Below are 16,501 nucleotides of genomic sequence, written 5' to 3'. Positions count from 1 at the left end.
TGGACCCCCTACAGCGATTCGAGAACAGCCACGACGCCCATGCCGCCGGCCGCGCAGACCGAGACCAGGCCGCGCGCGGGCCGGCCATCAGCGCTGCCCTTGGCATGCAGCTGCTTGGCCAGTGAAGCCACGATCCGGCCGCCGGTTGCGGCGAAAGGGTGGCCGGCGGCCAACGAAGACCCGTTCACGTTGAGCCGGGACCGGTCGATGCTGCCGAAGGCGCCCTGCAGCCCAAGGCGGGTACGGCCAAACTCCTCGTCCTCCCATGCCGCGAGGGTACTGAGGACCGTGGCTGCGAAAGCCTCATGGATCTCGAAGAAGTCAATGTCGGCCAGCGTGAGGCCTTGGCGGGCCAGCAGCCGGGGCACGGCGAATACGGGTGCCATCAGCAGGCCGTCCTTGCCATGGACAAAGTCCACTGCAGCGGCCTCTGCGTCCACCACGGCAGCAAGCTTAGGCAAGTCATGGGCGTCCGCCCAGGCCTCCGAAGCCAGCAGGACGGTTGAGGCCCCGTCCGTCAGGGGAGTGGAGTTGCCTGCAGTCATGGTAGCCGCGGCACCGAGGTTCTTGCCGAAGACCGGCTTCAGGGTAGCGAGCTTCTCAAGCGACGTATCCGCGCGGAGGTTGCCGTCCCGCACCAGGCCCCGGTAGGGCGTCACAAGGTCATCGAAGAACCCGGACTCGTAGGCGGCAGCCAGGTTCTGGTGGCTCTTATAGGCCAGCTCATCCTGGGACTCGCGGGTGATCTTCCACTGCGCCGTGGTCAGGGCCTGGTGCTCGCCCATTGAAAGGCCGGTCCGCGGCTCGGCGGTGCCGGGAGCCAACGGGGCCAGGTCCTTGGGCCGCAGCCGGCCGAGGATCTGCAGCCGCTGCGGCAGCGTCTTGGCCCGGCTGAGGTCCAGGATCACTTCGCGAAGGCCCTCGCTGACCACGATCGGAGCATCGGAGGCGGAATCCACCCCACCGGCAATGGCGGAATCGATCTGGCCCAGCTTGATCTTGTTGGCCAATCCCACCACCGCCTCCAGGCCGGTGGCGCACGCCTGCTGCAGGTCATAGGCAGGGGTCTCGGCGGAGAGCGCGGAACCCAGGACCGCTTCGCGGGTGAGGTTGAAGTCCCTGGAGTGCTTGAGGACCGCACCGGCGGCCACTTCCCCGATGTGCTCATCCTGCAGTCCGAACCGGGCGATGAGCCCGTCCAGTGCCGCGGTCAGCATGTCCAGATTGGAGGACTTTGCGTAGGCGCTGCCGGCGCGGGCAAACGGAATCCGGTTTCCTCCGACGATCACTGCCTTGCGGAGGCCAGGGGTTCCTGCAGCCAGGCTGCCTGCTTCTTCGGGTCCAGCGGTGGACTGTCCGTCAATGGACATGGGTATCTCCTCGGGTCACGTGCGGTTACCGATACCCAGCGTACCTGATACGCTGAGTATCGTGAACAACCACGACAACGGCCCGGCCGCCCCGCCTGCACCCGGCAGCCCTGACGGGCGCTCTTCGCGCTGGCAGAGCCACCGGGAGGAACGCCGCAGGGAGCTGATCAAGTCCGCACGGCGTGCAGTACACGTGCTGGGCAGCGACGCCTCCATGGAAGAGATCGCTGCTGCAGCCGGCACCTCGAAGTCCGTTTTCTACCGCTATTTCGGTGACAAGGCCGGGCTTCAGCAGGCCGTAGGCGAAGTTGTCCTGAGCCAGATGCAGCGCCGGATCCAGGAAGCCGCCCAGAACGCGGACACTCCGCGCGAAGGCCTCTTGGCCATGGTCTCCGCCTACCTCCAGATGGCGGACACCAGCCCGAACGTCTACACGTTCGTCACCCGGTACGGCAGCGGCGACCCGGAGGGTTCCTCGGGCGCAGTGTCCGGGGCGCTCGGACATTTCTTTGACGCCGTGGCCGACATGATTGCCACCCCCATGAGATCGCACCTGGGCGACGGCAAGCAGGCAGTGATCGGCTACTGGCCCAAGGCGGCTATCGGACTGGTGCGCAACGCCGGGGAACAATGGCTCAGCACTCCGGACTCCCCTGCCAAACCCGGCCAAGAGGCGATGGCACGGCAGATCACAGCCTGGCTGTGCGTAGGCATCGCCCCCGAACTCTCACCCTCGGCGCGCGGATGACCCCACACTGCCCGCCAGGCAAACACGACCCTCAGCCAACGTAACCAACCACCCGTAACCACCAAGCACTGTCAGCACCAACGAAGGACATTGACATGACTGAAGTAGTGGACCGTCCCACCGGCAAGGGGAAGCGCGCTGCAGCCCCGCACCTACCGGTGCCGGGCAGCGCCAGGCCGCAGCCCGCCGTCGACGTCGAAACGCTGGGCAGGCAACTGCTCGGCAAGTGGGCCGCAGTGCGGCTCCAGGCCCGGGACCTTGCGGCCCGCCCAGAGCTTCACAAAATCGAGGGGCTGACCCATAACGAGCACCGCGCCCGGGTGTTCGGCCAGCTGAAGTACCTCGTCGAAAATGAGGCCGTGCACCGCGCTTTTCCTAAAGCCCTGGGCGGCGCCGACGACCACGGCGGCAACATCGCCGGCTTCGAGGAACTCGTGGTGGCGGATCCCTCGCTGCAGATCAAGGCAGGGGTGCAGTGGGGCCTGTTCGGCTCGGCGGTCATGCACCTTGGCACCGCCGATCACCATGCGAAATGGCTTCCGGGCATCATGAACCTGCAGATCCCGGGCTGCTTCGCCATGACCGAAACGGGACACGGCTCAGACGTGGCCAGCATCGCAACCACGGCCACCTACGATCCATCCGCGGAGGAATTCGTGGTGCACACGCCGTTCCGCGCCGCGTGGAAGGACTATATCGGAAATGCCGCCATTGACGGACTGGGCGCCGTGGTGTTCGCCCAGCTTGTCACCCGCGGCGTCAACCACGGCGTCCACGCCTTCTACGTGGACCTGCGTGATCCGCAGACCAGGGCGTTCCTGCCGGGCATCGGTGGCGAGGACGACGGCATCAAGGGCGGACTCAACGGCATCGACAACGGGCGGCTGCACTTCACCAACGTCCGTATCCCCCGAACGAACCTCCTAAACCGCTACGGCGACGTCGCCCCGGACGGAACGTACACCTCCCCCATCGCCAGCCCGGGCCGGCGGTTCTTCACCATGCTCGGCACCCTGGTGCAGGGCCGGGTGTCGCTGGATGGTGCGGCGGTGGCAGCCTCGAAGGTGGCGCTGCAGGCAGCCATCCGTTACGCCTCCGAACGGCGCCAATTCAACGCCTCCTCACATACGGACGAGGAAGTCCTGCTCGACTACCAGCGGCACCAGCGCCGCCTCTTCACCCGGTTGGCCACCACGTACGCCGCCGGGTTCGCGCATGAGCAGCTGCTGCAGAAGTTCGACGACGTCTTTTCCGGCGCGCATGACACGGACGCCGACCGCCAGGACCTGGAAACCCTTGCCGCGGCATTGAAGGCCCTCAGCACCTGGCACGCGCTGGACACGCTGCAGGAATGCCGGGAAGCGTGCGGCGGTGCCGGCTTCCTGATCGAGAACCGGTTTGCGTCACTACGGGCGGACCTTGATGTCTATGCCACGTTCGAGGGCGACAACACCGTGCTGCTGCAACTGGTGGCCAAACGCCTGCTGGCCGACTACGCCAAGGAGTTCCGCAACGTGGACTTCGGCGTGCTGGCCCGCTATGTGGTGGGACAGGCAACCGGCGCCGCCATCCACCGGACGGGGCTGCGCCAGGTGGCCCAGTTCATGGCTGACACCGGGTCCGTGCAGAAGGCGGCGATCGCCCTGCGCGACGAGGAAGGCCAGCGCGAGCTCCTCACCGACCGGGTGCAGACCATGGTGGCGGAAGCGGCAACAGCGCTGAAGGGCACAGGCCGGCTATCGCAGGAGAAGGGCGCCGCGCTCTTCAACCGGCACCAGAACGAGCTGATCGATGCCGCGCAGGCGCACGCCGAGCTGCTGCAATGGGAGGCCTTCACCGACGCCCTCCGCGAGGTGGAGGATCCCGGCACCAAGATGGTGCTGACATGGCTGCGTGACCTCTTTGGCTTGTCGCTGATCGAAAAGAACCTGTCCTGGTACCTCATGAACGGCCGCCTTTCCATGCAACGGGCCCGGACCGTGGGTGAATACATCAACAGGCTGCTTGTGAAGATCCGCCCGCACGCGCTGCACCTCGTGGATGCCTTTGGCTACGACGGCGACCACGTGCGCGCGGCAATTGCCACTGGCGCCGAGAAAGAACGGCAGGACGAGGCAAGGGCCTACTTCCGACGCCAGCGGGCCAGCGGCGAGTCCCCGGTGGACGAGAAGGTGCTGCTGGCCAGGACCGTTGCGGCGAAACGGAACTAATTTCCGGCTGACGGCATGAATTCCGACGGCGCCGCTCCCCCCGCGAGGGGAGCGGCGCCGTCGTGATTAATTACGAAGGGGTCGCTAGCCCTTGGACGGCAGCACCGAGCGGTACACCTCAAGGGTGGTCTCGGTGATGGACTCCCAGGAGAAGTGCTTCTCGGCGCGCAGCCGGCCGGCCTGGCCCATGGCGCGCGCCCGCTCCGGATCGGAGACAACCTCGGTGAGGGCGGCCGCGAACTCGGTGACGAACTTTTCCGGATCGAGGGGCGTCCCGGTGCCGTCGGTGACCTGCTCAAGGTCAACGAGGAGTCCGGTCTGGCCGTGCTCCACGACCTCCGGTATACCGCCCGTGGCGCTGGCAACCACTGCCGCCCCGCACGCCATTGCTTCCAGGTTCACGATGCCGAGCGGCTCATAGATGGACGGGCAGGCGAACGCGGTGGCGTGGCTGAGGACCTGGATGAGCTCGTGCCGTGGCAGCATGCGCTCAATGAGCACCACGCCTGTCCGCTGGCTCTGCAGGTCCTCGATCAGGCGGGCGGTCTCGGCGGCGAGCTCCGGGGTATCGGCCGCCCCCAGGCACAGGACCAGCTGGACGTCGGCGGGCAGCTTGGCTGCGGCCCGCAGCAGGTAGGGAACACCTTTCTGGCGGGTGTTCCTGCCCACAAAAACCACGCTGGGCTTGGCCGGATCGATGCCCAGGGCACGGACGGCGTCGTCATTTTCGTCACGCTGCCACAGCTCGACGTCGATGCCGTTGTGGACCACCTTGACCTTCGCGGGATCGACGTCCGGGTAGCTGCGCAGGATGTCCTGCCGCATGCCTTCGGAAACTGCGATGATTGCTGCCGCCGCCTCGTAGGCAGTCTTCTCCACCCAGGACGAGAGCGCGTAGCCGCCGCCGAGCTGTTCGGCCTTCCAGGGGCGGAGGGGCTCCAGACTGTGGGCGCTGAGGACATGCGGGATGCCGTGCAGCAGGGACGCGAGGTGGCCTGCCATGTTGGCGTACCAGGTATGCGAATGGACCACATCCGCGCCTTCCACGTCCGGGACGATCCGGAGGTCCACCCCGAGGGTCTGCACCGCGGCGTTGGCCCCGCCGAGGTCCTCCGGTACCTGGTAGGACGTCACGGTGGCGCCATGATAGTCGGTGTCGCGGGGAGCACCAAAAGCACGAACCTGCAGGTCAACATGCTTACTAAGCACCCTGCTCAATTCGGCCACGTGGACTCCGGCGCCACCGTAGATCTCCGGCGGGAACTCTTTAGTCACAATGTCTATTCGCACAAGACCCAAGGTAGTCCTTCACGCTTAACTGTTCTAGTGTGAAGGAGTCCGGGCATGCCGGACTGTCTTGGGGAGTTACGAAGGCGTACAGGAGCGACCATTATGCCGTTGAACAAAAGAGTCCTGGCCATTGTCCTCGCAGGCGGCGAGGGGAACAGGCTGATGCCACTGACGGCAGACCGGGCCAAGCCTGCCGTACCCTTCGCAGGGAGCTACCGCCTGATCGACTTCGCGCTGTCCAACCTGGTGAATTCGCGGTACCTGCAGATCGTCGTGCTCACGCAGTACAAGTCCCACAGCCTGGACCGCCACATCTCGGAGACCTGGCGAATGTCCACCCAGCTGGGCAACTATGTGGCCTCGGTTCCGGCGCAGCAGCGTGTGGGCAAAAGCTGGTTCCTGGGCAGCGCCAACGCCATCTACCAGTCCCTGAACCTCATCCATGACGCCAACCCCGACATCGTGGTGGTGGTGGGCGCGGACCACGTCTACCGCATGGACTTCGCCCAGATGGTGGCGCAGCACGTGAACAGCGGTGCCAAAGCAACGGTCGCTGCCGTCCGGCAGCCACTTCACATGGCCGACCAGTTCGGCGTGATCGAGGTGGACCAGAACGATCCCCAGAAGATTTCGGCATTTGTGGAAAAGCCTGCCAGCACTCCCGGCCTGGCAGCCGATCCCTCCCAGTTCCTGGCTTCCATGGGCAACTATGTCTTTGACGCCGACGCGCTGGTGGCGGCGCTCCATGTCGACGCAGAACGGCTGGACACCAAGCACGACATGGGCGGGGACATCATTCCCTACTTCGTGAACCAGGGCGAAGCAGATGTCTACGACTTCACCCTCAATGACATTCCCGGCTCCACAGAACGCGACCGCACCTATTGGCGCGACGTGGGCACCATCGACTCCTTCTACGATGCCCACATGGACCTCATTTCCCCGCTGCCGGTCTTCAACCTCTACAACTCCGAGTGGCCCATCTACACCCGGCAGAGCATCTCACCCCCGGCCAAGTTCGTCCGCGGCCAGAACAACACCGTCGGCACCGCCCTGGACTCGATCGTCTCCAGCGGGGTGGTAATCTCCGGCGGCGTCGTGGAGGGCTCCGTCCTGTCCAACGACGTCTATGTGGCCACCAGCAGCCGGGTGATCGACTCGGTCCTGATGGACAAGGTCCAGATCGGCGAGGGCGCCGTGATCAACCGCGCCATCATCGACAAGAACGTCAAGGTACCGGCTGGGGCGGCGATCGGCCTTGACGCGGACCTGGACCGTGCCCGTGGTTTCAAGGTCACGGACTCCGGAATCACGGTCCTGTCCAAGGGCCAGGAAGTTCCAGAACCCGGTGAGGATGAGCGCAAGCTCGCGGCCGCCAACCTGCACCTAGTGCCCAACGCCGTCAAGGCAGCAGCTGCGCAGTACCCGGATGTGCGCGATTCCGTGGACAAGGTTGCTGCGACGCACGCTGCGGCGGCCGCGGACGCCGCGCCGCGCGTCCGCCTCTCCTGACCACTGCCCGGGAGCGCTCCTACAGGGCGCTCCCCGGCAGCCGCCCGCCCCGTTGACGGTGGGGCCGGCAGGGAGCCCCAGGCTGTAAAATCGATACAGTGAGCTCCCCCGATCTGACCCCTGAGGAAATCCAGGCCTGCCTCAAGGTCCTGAATACCATCCATGCCTACGACGAGGAGCACCCGGATTACGTTTCAGTGCGCCGCGCCACCGGGAAAATGTTCAAGGCCGTCAAGCGGCACCGCAGGGTCACCAAGCGGGACCTGATCTCCGAAGCGGACCGGGCTGTCATCGCCCAGACCGCAACCGCAGCCCCGGACCGGATCGACGACGAGACGCGCGGCAACAAGCTGGCCACCTCAGCCACCGGCAAAGTCGCCGGCCACCTGATCCGCTCGCGCCCGTGCTACATCTGCAAGCAGCACTACACGCAGGTTGATGCCTTCTACCATCAGCTGTGCCCCGACTGCGCTGCCTTCAGCCACAGCAAACGCGATGCCCGGACCGACCTGACCGGCCGCCGCGCCCTGCTGACCGGCGGGCGGGCCAAAATCGGGATGTACATCGCGCTTCGACTGCTCCGCGACGGCGCCCACACCACCATCACCACGCGCTTCCCCAAGGATGCCGCCCGCAGGTTCGCCGCCATGGAGGACAGCGGCGAATGGCTGCACCGGCTCCGCATCGTGGGCATCGACCTCCGCGATCCCGCCCAGGTCATGGCCCTCACGGACTCACTCAACGAGGCAGGCCCGCTGGACATCATCATCAACAACGCGGCGCAGACGGTACGCCGTTCCGGCAATGCCTACAAGCCGTTGGTGGACGCCGAGGATGAACCGCTTCCGGCGGCACTGGAACAGGCCAACGGCGGTCCCGAGTTGGTGACCTTCGGCCACGCACATGACAAGCACCCCCTGGCGTTGGCCAGCAGCGTGACGGAGCACCCGGTCCTGGCCGGGGATGCCATCACATCGCTGGCACTATCCACGGGATCAGCCTCCCTGGAACGCATTGCGTCAGGAACGGCCATCGACGCCGGCGGGCTGGTTCCGGACCTGGCCACCATCAACAGCTGGACCCAGGTGGTGGACGAGGTGGATCCGCTGGAGATGCTCGAGGTACAGCTCTGCAACGTGACCGCGCCCTTCCTGCTGGTGAGCCGGCTGCGGAGCGCCATGAAGCGGTCCACCGCCCGCCGGAAATACATCGTCAACGTCTCGGCCATGGAGGGCCAGTTCTCCCGCGCCTACAAGGGCCCGGGCCACCCGCACACCAACATGGCAAAGGCTGCACTCAACATGATGACGCGCACCAGCGCCCAGGAAATGCTGGACAGCGACGGCATCCTGATGACTGCCGTGGACACCGGCTGGATCACCGACGAGCGTCCGCACTTCACCAAGGTCAGGCTCATGGAAGAAGGCTTCCACGCCCCCCTTGACCTGGTGGACGGGGCCGCCCGCGTGTACGATCCCATCGTCATGGGAGAGCACGGTGAGGACCAGTACGGCGTGTTCCTCAAGGACTACAAACCCAGCCCTTGGTGAGGGTAAGCTCGCGGCATGAGCGCCGAACCAATACCTGAAGTCCAGAACCTTGAACACCACGAGTGCTGGGCCGCGCTCCGCACCGTGTCCGTCGGCAGGCTGGCGGTCCTGGTAGCGGGACGCCCCGATATCTTTCCCATCAACTACACGGTTGACCGGGGCACCCTGGTGTTCCGCACCAGCGAGGGAACCAAACTCTCCGGCGCCTCGGAGGACGCCCCGGTGGCGGTGGAGGCGGACGGCGTGGATCCCAACACCGGCCTGGCCTGGAGCGTGGTGGTCAAGGGCACGGCCGCCATCGTCACCGGCACGGAGCAGGTCCTGGAAACCGCGCAGCTCTTCCTCTTCCCCTGGCAGGCAGGCAAAAAGGACATCTTCGTCCGGATCACACCGGACACAGTGACGGGCCGACGCTTCAAGGTGACGGAACCGATGACCTGGTGGACCCAGCTCAGCGGCGCGGTGAAATCCGCCCAGGAATAAACGCCGTCTGCCGGGCCAGCCCGCGGAGCTGGCCCGGCAGACGCTGTCCGGGGAGACACGCCCGGTCAGGCGAGCTGCGTGATCTCCACGCTGACGCTCAGGGCCGAACCGCCCCCACCCGACAGAATGCCCTTCAGCGGCGGCACATCGCGGTAGTCCCTGCCCCGGGCCACCGTGACATGGAAGTCCCCGGCCGGCTTATGGTTGGTGGGGTCCCAGCTGCGCCAGTCGCCGTCCCACCACTCCAGCCACGCATGCGACTGCCCGGCCACAGTCTCTCCGATGCCGGCGCTGGAGCGGGGGTGAAGGTAACCCGAGACGTAGCGCGCCGGGATGCCGCAGCTGCGCAACGCACCGATGGCCAGGTGGGCGAGGTCCTGGCAGACGCCCTGCCGCTGGCCCCAAGCCTCTTCCGCGTTGGTGGTGACCGCTGTGGAACCGGACATGTAGGTCATTTCGCCGCGCATCCACTCGAACAAGGCCATGGCGGCCTCGTGCGGGTTCTTCCCGGCCACCACTTGCGGGATGATGCCCAGGACTTCGTCACCGGGACCGCTCAGCCTGGACTGGGGAAGCCAATCGCTGAAGGTGGTGTGCGTCTCGGGTGAGGCCAGGACGTCCCAGCCGGCAATGTCAGACTCCGACGGGATTTTCTCGGCGCGGTGGACCTCCACGGTGATGTTGGAAACCACTTCAAGGTGTTCGTGCGGCATCTGCATGTCGAACGCCGTGACCCTGGTGCCCCAGTAGTCGCGGTAGGTGCTCACGGCAGCCTGCGACGGCGACACCTTGACCACGGACTCGAGCACCACCTGCTGGGAATCCGTCAGCGGGGTCATGCGGGCCTCGTTGTAGGACAGGGTGACCCGTTTGTTGTACTTGTAGGCCGTCTTGTGGACGATGCTCAGCCGGGTCATGAAACTTCTCCCACCCAGGCAAGTTCATCCGCCTGATTGAAGTACTTACGGGAAATTGCGTCCGAGGCCTGCGAGACGGCCTTCTGCACGCGCTCCATGTGCTCGGGCAGCTCGGACATCAGATCGTCCGTCCGGTGGAACTCAAGGAACGTCCGGGCCTGGCCCACAATCCGCCGCGCATCGTTGATGAACCCCACCCGCTGGGCGGACGGATCAAGCTTTGCCAGGCACTCGTCAGCGTCCCGCAGGGCGTAGACGATGGACCGCGGGAAGAGGCGGTCCAGCAGCAGGAATTCCGCCGCGTGCTGGTCCCCGAAGGCAGCACGGCGGGTGCGCAGGAAAGACTCGTACGCCCCGGCGCAACGGAGCATGTTGACCCATGACATGCCGGCGGACAGGACATCCCGGGTGGACAGCATGCGGGCCGTCATGTCGGCCCGTTCCAGGGAGCGGCCCAGCACCAGGAAGAGCCAGCTTTCGTCATGGCTGACGGTGGTGTCCGCCAGGCCGCTGACCATGGCCGTCCGTTCAAGGGTCCAGTTGCAGAACCGGTACGTACCGACAACGTCCTTGCGGTGCTGGCTCAGCCCGTAATAGGTGGTGTTCAGGCTCTCCCAGAGCCCGGAGGACACAGTCTCCCGGGCGCGCCGGGCGTTCTCCCGCGCGGCACCCAGGGATCCGGCGATGGAGGTGGCGCTGGTTTTGTCGTAGGCAAGCGCGTGGAGGAGTTCGGGCAGGCCAAAATCCTCGCTCTGCGGCCTTGCCCCCATGACCGCCAGGAGCTCCTGGGCCACGCTCTTGCGTTCGTCCATGGGCAGGTGGTTGAGGCGTTCGAGGTGGACGTCGAGGATGCGGGCGGTGCCGTCCGCACGCTCCACATAGCGGCCGATCCAGAAAAGGGACTCGGCAATACGGCTAAGCATTCGCGGCTACCTCCTGCGTGCCCGAAACTGGAAAAGATACTGCCCGGGCAAGGGCCCGGCTCACTGCTGCTGCTCCGACTGGCGGTCCCGCCAGTTGCTCTCCACCGGCCACACGGAAACACGCTCCCGGACAGAAATGGAGGGCCGGGGCACGGTTTCCACCGGCACTTGGGGAGAGTCCGCCAGGACCCAGGTGTCCTTGGATCCGCCGCCCTGGCTGGAGTTCACAATCAGTGAACCCTCCTTCAGGGCCACGCGGGTCAGGCCGCCCGGGAGGACCCAGACATTGTCCCCGTCGTTTACCGCAAAGGGCCGAAGGTCCACGTGGCGGGGGCCGAACTTGTCCCCGCTCAAGGTGGGGACCGTGGAAAGCTGCAGCACCGGCTGGGCGATCCAGCCGCGCGGATCCGCAATGATTCGCTGCCGGAGCGCGTCCAGTTCGTCCTTGGAAGCATCCGGCCCGATGACCAGCCCCTTGCCGCCGGAACCATCCACGGGCTTGACCACCAGTTCGGCCAGGTTGTCCAGGGTGTACTCGCGGGATTCCTTCTCCTCCAGGCGGTACGTGTCCACGTTGGCGATGATGGGTTCCTCGCTGAGGTAGTAGCGGATGAGGTCAGGGACGTAACTGTAGACCAGTTTGTCGTCCGCGACGCCGTTGCCCACAGCGTTGGCGATCGTCACCCCGCCGGCCCTGGCTGCGTTGACCAGTCCGGGGCAGCCGAGCATGGAGTCGGAGCGGAACTGCAGCGGATCAAGGAAGTCGTCGTCGATGCGCTTGTAGATGACGTCCACGCGCTGCTCGCCTGCGGTGGTGCGCATGTACACGCGGTTTCCGCGGCAAATGAGGTCGCGGCCCTCCACCAGCTCCACGCCCATGAGGCCCGCCAGCAGGGTGTGTTCGAAGTAGGCACTGTTGAACACGCCGGGGGTCAGGACGACGACGGTGGGATCGTCCACCCCGGACGGCGCGGTCTTGCGCAGGGCAGAGAGCAGGCGCCGCGGGTACTCCTCGACGGGGCGGATGAGTTGCTGGCCGAAAGCCTCCGGCAGGCCCTTGGCCATGGCCCGGCGGTTCTCCAGGACGTAGCTCACGCCCGAGGGAACGCGGACGTTGTCCTCCAGCACCCGGAACGTTCCGGCGGCATCACGGACGACGTCGATGCCCGAAATGTGGACCCGGACGCCGCCGGCAGGCTCGAAGCCGTGGACCTGCCGGTGGAAATGCGCACTGGTGGTCACCAGCTGCCGCGGAATCACGCCGTCGGCCACCACGGTCATTTTGTCGTACACGTCGTTGAGGAACGCCTCGAGCGCGCGTACGCGCTGCGCGACCCCGCGCTCCAGCACATCCCACTCCCCCGCTGGAATGACCCGGGGAACGATGTCCAGCGGGAAGGGGCGCTCCTCCCCCGCGAAGTCGAAGGTCACGCCGCGGTCCAGGAAGGTGCGCGCCATTGAGTCTGCGCGCGCGCTGACATCGGCCAGGGAGAGCTTGCGAAGGGCGTCCGCCACCTGCCCGTACGAGTCCCTTGCCTGTTGCCCGGGGGCGAACATCTCGTCGTAGGCTCCGGACCGGCCGGCGGCCACGGAGTAATCCTGGAATAGGTCTGACATGTCCAATAGCCAACCATCTTTTTGTTTCGAATTCATTACTGCCATCCATTGTGGCGTGTTGGCGGAGGTCCCCTGGTTCGTGCATTCCGCGTCTTTTCCGGCACAGTAGGTGAGTGCCAGCCAGCAGATCTTATCCTGAGCCCGCCCGTGGCCTGTCCGGACGGGCGGAGAGGCTGCTCCCGGGGCTGGCGGGTGCCGCCATTGCGGTGGCCGCCGCGTTCCTGGTCCACCGACTGGTGCCCGTGCTGCCGGCCATGACGCTGGCGGTGGTCCTGGGCGTCCTCGCCGCGAACCTGCCTGTTGCCGGAGCCTGGACAGCCGGCAGGGCCCGGCCCGGGCTGGACTTCGCCGGGAAACACCTGATGCGCGGCGGAATCGTCCTGCTGGGCCTGAAGGTCGGCATCATGGACGTGCTGGGCCTGGGATGGCTGTCACTCGTCCTGATCGTTGGCGTGGTGGCGGCGAGCTTCGGCGGGACGTACGCCATCTCCCGGCTCTTCCGGCTGCCGCCGGTGACCTCGCTCCTGGTGGCCACCGGATTCTCCATCTGCGGTGCTTCGGCGATCGGCGCCATGGCGGCCGTCCGCCGGATCCGGCACGTCGACACCGTCCTGCCGGTGGCCCTCGTGACACTCTGCGGAACCCTTGCCATCGGCGTCCTTCCCCTGCTGGTCCATCCCCTGCGGCTCAGCGCGCCCGTGTTCGGCGCCTGGACGGGCGCGTCGGTGCACGACGTCGGCCAGGTGGTGGCCACGGCGCAAACGGCGGGAACGGCGGCGCTGGGCATCGCCGTCGTGGTCAAGCTCACCCGGGTGCTCCTGCTGGCTCCGGTCGCAGCAATCGCCGGCGCGCACCACCGTCTTGCACCCCGGCCGGCGGACACCGGGGACGGCCAGAACACCAAGCTTCCGCCGGTGGTGCCGCTTTTTGTCCTGGGATTCGTGGCCATGGTGGGGCTTCGCTCCACGGGGTGGCTCGCGCCGGGATGGCTGGAGGCCGGCGGCGCGCTGCAGGACATCCTGCTCGGCGCCGCACTGTTCGGGCTGGGGTCCGCGGTGCGTGTCCGGACGCTCCTCCACACCGGCGGACGCGCGCTCCTCGCGGCCCTCGCATCGTGGTTCCTGATTGCCCTCCTAGGACTGGCGGCAGCCCTGCTGATCGCCGCGTGATTTCGGACACCCGCTGCGTGATTAGATAGCTGGGTGTCACATGAGAATCTGCAGCGCGATGAAGCCGCCGAACGTTCAGCCCTGATCAGTACCACCAGTTACGACGTTTCGCTGGACGTGCGGCACGCTGCGGATCCGGATGTTGCCGGCTATCCGACCCGGAGCGTCATCACCTTCACCGCAGCCGAACCAGGGGCAGCGACGTTCCTGGACTTCATCGGGGATGTCCACAGCGTGGTCCTGAACGGCGAGGAACTCCGCGTGGGGGACGTGGCGGACGGCGCCAGGATCAGGCTGGAGAACCTGCAGCTGCACAACCACGTGGCAGTCGCCGGGACCGCGCTGTACAGCCGCTCCGGTGAGGGCATGCACCGGTTCGTCGATCCCGCGGACGGGCAGTGCTACCTGTACACCCAGTACGAGCCCGCGGACGCTCGCCGGGTCTTCGCCAACTTCGAGCAGCCCGACCTCAAGGCCACGTACACCTTCCACGTGACGGCCCCCGCCGGCTGGCACGTCGCCTCCAACGGGGCGGAGGCGGACCGGTCCGCGCTTCCCGGCGACCCCGCCGCGGCGCGCTGGGACTTCGCGGCCACAGGTCCGATGTCCACCTACATCACCACCGTGCTGGCGGGCCCCTACTTCAAGGCGGAGGACCGCTGGCAGGGCACGCTCGACGACGGGACCTCCCTGGACGTGCCGCTCGCCCTGTACTGCCGCGCTTCGATGGCGGACTCTTTCGACACGGACGAACTCTTCCGCCTCACCAAGAACGGCCTGGACTTCTTCAACCGGCTCTTCGACTACCCCTATCCGTGGGGCAAGTACGACCAGGCCTTCGTGCCGGAATACAACCTCGGCGCCATGGAGAACCCGGGCCTGGTGACGTTCACCGAAAGCTACGTCTTCACCTCGCGCGCCACCGACTCCCAGTACCAGGGGCGGGCCAACACCTTGATGCACGAGATGGCGCACATGTGGTTCGGCGACCTGGTGACCATGCAATGGTGGGACGACCTGTGGCTCAAGGAATCCTTTGCCGACTACATGGGAACCCTGGGCGTGGACCAGGCAACGCACTGGGACACTGCCTGGGTGACCTTCGCCAACAAGCGCAAGGCGTGGGCTTACCTCCAGGACCAGCTGCCCACCACGCACCCGATCGTGGCGGACATCCCGGACCTGGAAGCCGCCAAACAGAACTTCGACGGCATCACATATGCCAAGGGCGCCTCGGTGCTGAAGCAGCTGGTGGCCTACGCCGGATTTGAGGCGTTCATTGCAGGCTCGCGGGCCTATTTCCGGAAGCACGCCTACGGCAACACTACGCTGGCGGACCTGCTGGAGTCGCTCCGCGCTGCCTCCGGGCGTGACCTCGCCGGCTGGGCGCAGAAGTGGCTGCAGACCTCCGGCATCTCCACGCTGTCCCTGGACACCGCGCCGCATGCAGCGGGCGACGACGGCAACCTGGGGGCAGTGGCAATCGTCCAGGAGGCCATTGATCCGGTCACGGGACGGGAAGAGCTGCGGCCGCACCGGCTTCGAATCGGCTCCTACGACTTCGACGCCGGCGGCGCCCTGGTCCGGACCGGGAGCTTCGAAACGGATGTGGTCGGGGCGCGCACGGACCTGCCGCAGCTTTCCGGGCAGCCCCGCCCTGCGCTCCTGCTGGTGAACGACGAGGACCTCACCTACGCCAAGGTCCGGCTCGATCCGGGCTCCGAGGCCACGGTCCGTTCCTCCCTGGACCGGCTCGCCGACCCCATGGCCCGGGCACTGTGCTGGACGGCGCTCTGGAACTCGGCACGTGACGGTGAAAGCCCGGCATCCCGGTACGTCGAGGCCGTTGCTGCGTTTGGTCCATCCGAAACCGGCATCGGTGTGCTGCTGAACATCCTCGAGAACGCAAGCACCGCGGTTGAACGCTACACGCCCGCCAGTGAGCGGGCATCTGTACGTGCAGCTTTCCTGGCCACCGCGGCTGCCCGGATGGACCAGTCAGAACCCGGTTCGGACCAGCAACTGGCCTGGGCGAGGACCCTGGCCACCCTCAGCCGGGAGGACGACGCCATGGTGTCCCGGCTGCGCGGCCTCCTGGACGGCACCGTTGGGGTGCCCGGACTGGCGGTGGACGCGGAACTGCGCTGGCACTTCTGGCATGCCCTCGCGGCGCAGGGCCAGGCCGCCGTGGAGGAACTGGACGCCGAGCTCGCCCGGGACACCACGGCCTCCGGGAGGGCCGGCCATGCTACGGCGATCGCTGCCCGCCCGGACAAGGACGCCAAGGCCGCCGCCTGGCAGGCGGCCGTGCACCGGAACGAGCTCTCCAACCAGCTCCTGGGCGCCACCATCAACGGGTTCACCACGTCCCCTGCGGAGCTGCTGGAGCCTTACGTGGAGCCATATTTCGAGTGCCTGCGCAGCGTGTGGGAGAGCCGCAGCATCGAGGTCGCCGGCCGGATCGTCCGGGGACTGTATCCGCTTGCGCAGGACCTGGCGGAGGGAACGGCACCGGCGGAGCATCCCGTCATCCGGCGCACGGATACGTGGCTGGCAGACAACGCGGACGCTCCCCGTGCCCTGCGCCGCATCATCATCGAGCAGCGCAGCCACCTGCTGCGGGCACTCAACGCCCAGGCCGCCGTCGTAAGTACACCATCGATTGCTCCGTAACCGCCGTTTTCAGCGCTCATAACGGCAGTAGGTGGGCCC

The 16,501-nt window shown here is 66.6% G+C and carries 12 protein-coding genes; 7 read left to right on the top strand and 5 right to left on the bottom strand.

Annotated elements, in window-relative coordinates; all coding sequences use genetic code 11:
* Window positions 1-8 precede the first annotated feature (8 nt).
* The gene (locus KTR40_RS09155) at window positions 9-1,370 is read right to left on the bottom strand and encodes an acetyl-CoA C-acetyltransferase (protein WP_139029162.1); all 1,362 of its coding nucleotides are present in this window, start codon (window positions 1,368-1,370) and stop codon (window positions 9-11) included.
* A 61-nt stretch (window positions 1,371-1,431) separates the two neighbouring features.
* Here KTR40_RS09155 and KTR40_RS09150 point away from each other — a divergent pair, with 61 nt between their 5' ends.
* The gene (locus KTR40_RS09150; protein ID WP_370633184.1) at window positions 1,432-2,118 is read left to right on the top strand and encodes a TetR/AcrR family transcriptional regulator; all 687 of its coding nucleotides are present in this window, start codon (window positions 1,432-1,434) and stop codon (window positions 2,116-2,118) included.
* A 95-nt stretch (window positions 2,119-2,213) separates the two neighbouring features.
* Complete coding sequence (locus tag KTR40_RS09145) at window positions 2,214-4,328, top strand: acyl-CoA dehydrogenase (RefSeq protein WP_228405951.1); 2,115 nt, start codon at window positions 2,214-2,216, stop codon at window positions 4,326-4,328.
* An 84-nt stretch (window positions 4,329-4,412) separates the two neighbouring features.
* Here KTR40_RS09145 and glgA read toward each other — a convergent pair whose 3' ends face one another.
* The gene (gene glgA, locus KTR40_RS09140; RefSeq protein ID WP_139029160.1) at window positions 4,413-5,618 is read right to left on the bottom strand and encodes a glycogen synthase; all 1,206 of its coding nucleotides are present in this window, start codon (window positions 5,616-5,618) and stop codon (window positions 4,413-4,415) included.
* 102 nt (window positions 5,619-5,720) lie between these two features.
* Here glgA and glgC point away from each other — a divergent pair, with 102 nt between their 5' ends.
* The 3 genes from glgC to KTR40_RS09125 all read left to right on the top strand — a co-directional run bounded on the left by glgC (window position 5,721) and on the right by KTR40_RS09125 (window position 9,163).
* A complete protein-coding gene (gene glgC / locus KTR40_RS09135; RefSeq protein ID WP_139029159.1) occupies window positions 5,721-7,130 on the top strand; it encodes a glucose-1-phosphate adenylyltransferase in 1,410 nt (469 codons plus the stop codon).
* A gap of 98 nt (window positions 7,131-7,228) precedes the next feature.
* Window positions 7,229-8,680 (top strand): SDR family NAD(P)-dependent oxidoreductase, encoded by a 1,452-nt coding sequence (locus KTR40_RS09130; protein WP_228405950.1) that lies wholly within the window; start codon window positions 7,229-7,231, stop codon window positions 8,678-8,680.
* A 15-nt stretch (window positions 8,681-8,695) separates the two neighbouring features.
* On the top strand, window positions 8,696-9,163 hold the full coding sequence (locus KTR40_RS09125; protein ID WP_139029157.1) for a pyridoxamine 5'-phosphate oxidase family protein: 468 nt from the start codon (window positions 8,696-8,698) through the stop codon (window positions 9,161-9,163).
* Between the two features lie 65 nt (window positions 9,164-9,228).
* Here KTR40_RS09125 and KTR40_RS09120 read toward each other — a convergent pair whose 3' ends face one another.
* The 3 genes from KTR40_RS09120 to KTR40_RS09110 are packed head-to-tail and all read right to left on the bottom strand — an operon-like array spanning window position 9,229 to window position 12,620.
* The gene (locus tag KTR40_RS09120; protein ID WP_228405949.1) at window positions 9,229-10,080 is read right to left on the bottom strand and encodes a transglutaminase family protein; all 852 of its coding nucleotides are present in this window, start codon (window positions 10,078-10,080) and stop codon (window positions 9,229-9,231) included.
* Window positions 10,077-11,003: an alpha-E domain-containing protein gene (locus KTR40_RS09115; protein ID WP_102975536.1), complete on the bottom strand. Its 927-nt coding sequence runs from the start codon at window positions 11,001-11,003 to the stop codon at window positions 10,077-10,079. Before KTR40_RS09115 ends, KTR40_RS09120 begins: the two co-directional genes overlap by 4 nt.
* Window positions 11,004-11,063: 60 nt before the next feature.
* The gene (locus tag KTR40_RS09110; protein WP_139029155.1) at window positions 11,064-12,620 is read right to left on the bottom strand and encodes a circularly permuted type 2 ATP-grasp protein; all 1,557 of its coding nucleotides are present in this window, start codon (window positions 12,618-12,620) and stop codon (window positions 11,064-11,066) included.
* Between the two features lie 113 nt (window positions 12,621-12,733).
* On the opposite strand from KTR40_RS09110, the gene KTR40_RS09105 reads away from it, so the two are divergent.
* Window positions 12,734-13,789, top strand: a complete 1,056-nt coding sequence (locus KTR40_RS09105) for a YeiH family protein (RefSeq protein ID WP_370633183.1) — start codon at window positions 12,734-12,736, stop codon at window positions 13,787-13,789.
* Between the two features lie 33 nt (window positions 13,790-13,822).
* The gene (pepN, locus tag KTR40_RS09100) at window positions 13,823-16,462 is read left to right on the top strand and encodes an aminopeptidase N (RefSeq protein WP_228405948.1); all 2,640 of its coding nucleotides are present in this window, start codon (window positions 13,823-13,825) and stop codon (window positions 16,460-16,462) included.
* The last annotated feature ends 39 nt before the right edge of the window (window positions 16,463-16,501 follow it).

It is taken from the genome of Pseudarthrobacter sp. L1SW, from assembly GCF_020809045.1.
Classification (GTDB): Bacteria; Actinomycetota; Actinomycetes; order Actinomycetales; family Micrococcaceae; genus Arthrobacter.
Note: the sequence above shows the minus strand (reverse complement) of the source record. Positions and strands in the feature narration are given on the sequence as shown.

Excerpts from the sequence above, each read along its gene's own strand:
- KTR40_RS09155 (WP_139029162.1), bottom strand. The coding sequence starts at position 1,370 with ATGTCCATTGACGGACAGTCCACCGCTGGACCCGAAGAAGCAGGCAGC.
- KTR40_RS09145 (WP_228405951.1), top strand. The coding sequence starts at position 2,214 with ATGACTGAAGTAGTGGACCGTCCCACCGGCAAGGGGAAGCGCGCTGCA.
- glgC (WP_139029159.1), top strand. The coding sequence starts at position 5,721 with ATGCCGTTGAACAAAAGAGTCCTGGCCATTGTCCTCGCAGGCGGCGAG.
- KTR40_RS09125 (WP_139029157.1), top strand. The coding sequence starts at position 8,696 with ATGAGCGCCGAACCAATACCTGAAGTCCAGAACCTTGAACACCACGAG.
- KTR40_RS09120 (WP_228405949.1), bottom strand. The coding sequence starts at position 10,080 with ATGACCCGGCTGAGCATCGTCCACAAGACGGCCTACAAGTACAACAAA.
- KTR40_RS09115 (WP_102975536.1), bottom strand. The coding sequence starts at position 11,003 with ATGCTTAGCCGTATTGCCGAGTCCCTTTTCTGGATCGGCCGCTATGTG.
- KTR40_RS09110 (WP_139029155.1), bottom strand. The coding sequence starts at position 12,620 with ATGTCAGACCTATTCCAGGATTACTCCGTGGCCGCCGGCCGGTCCGGA.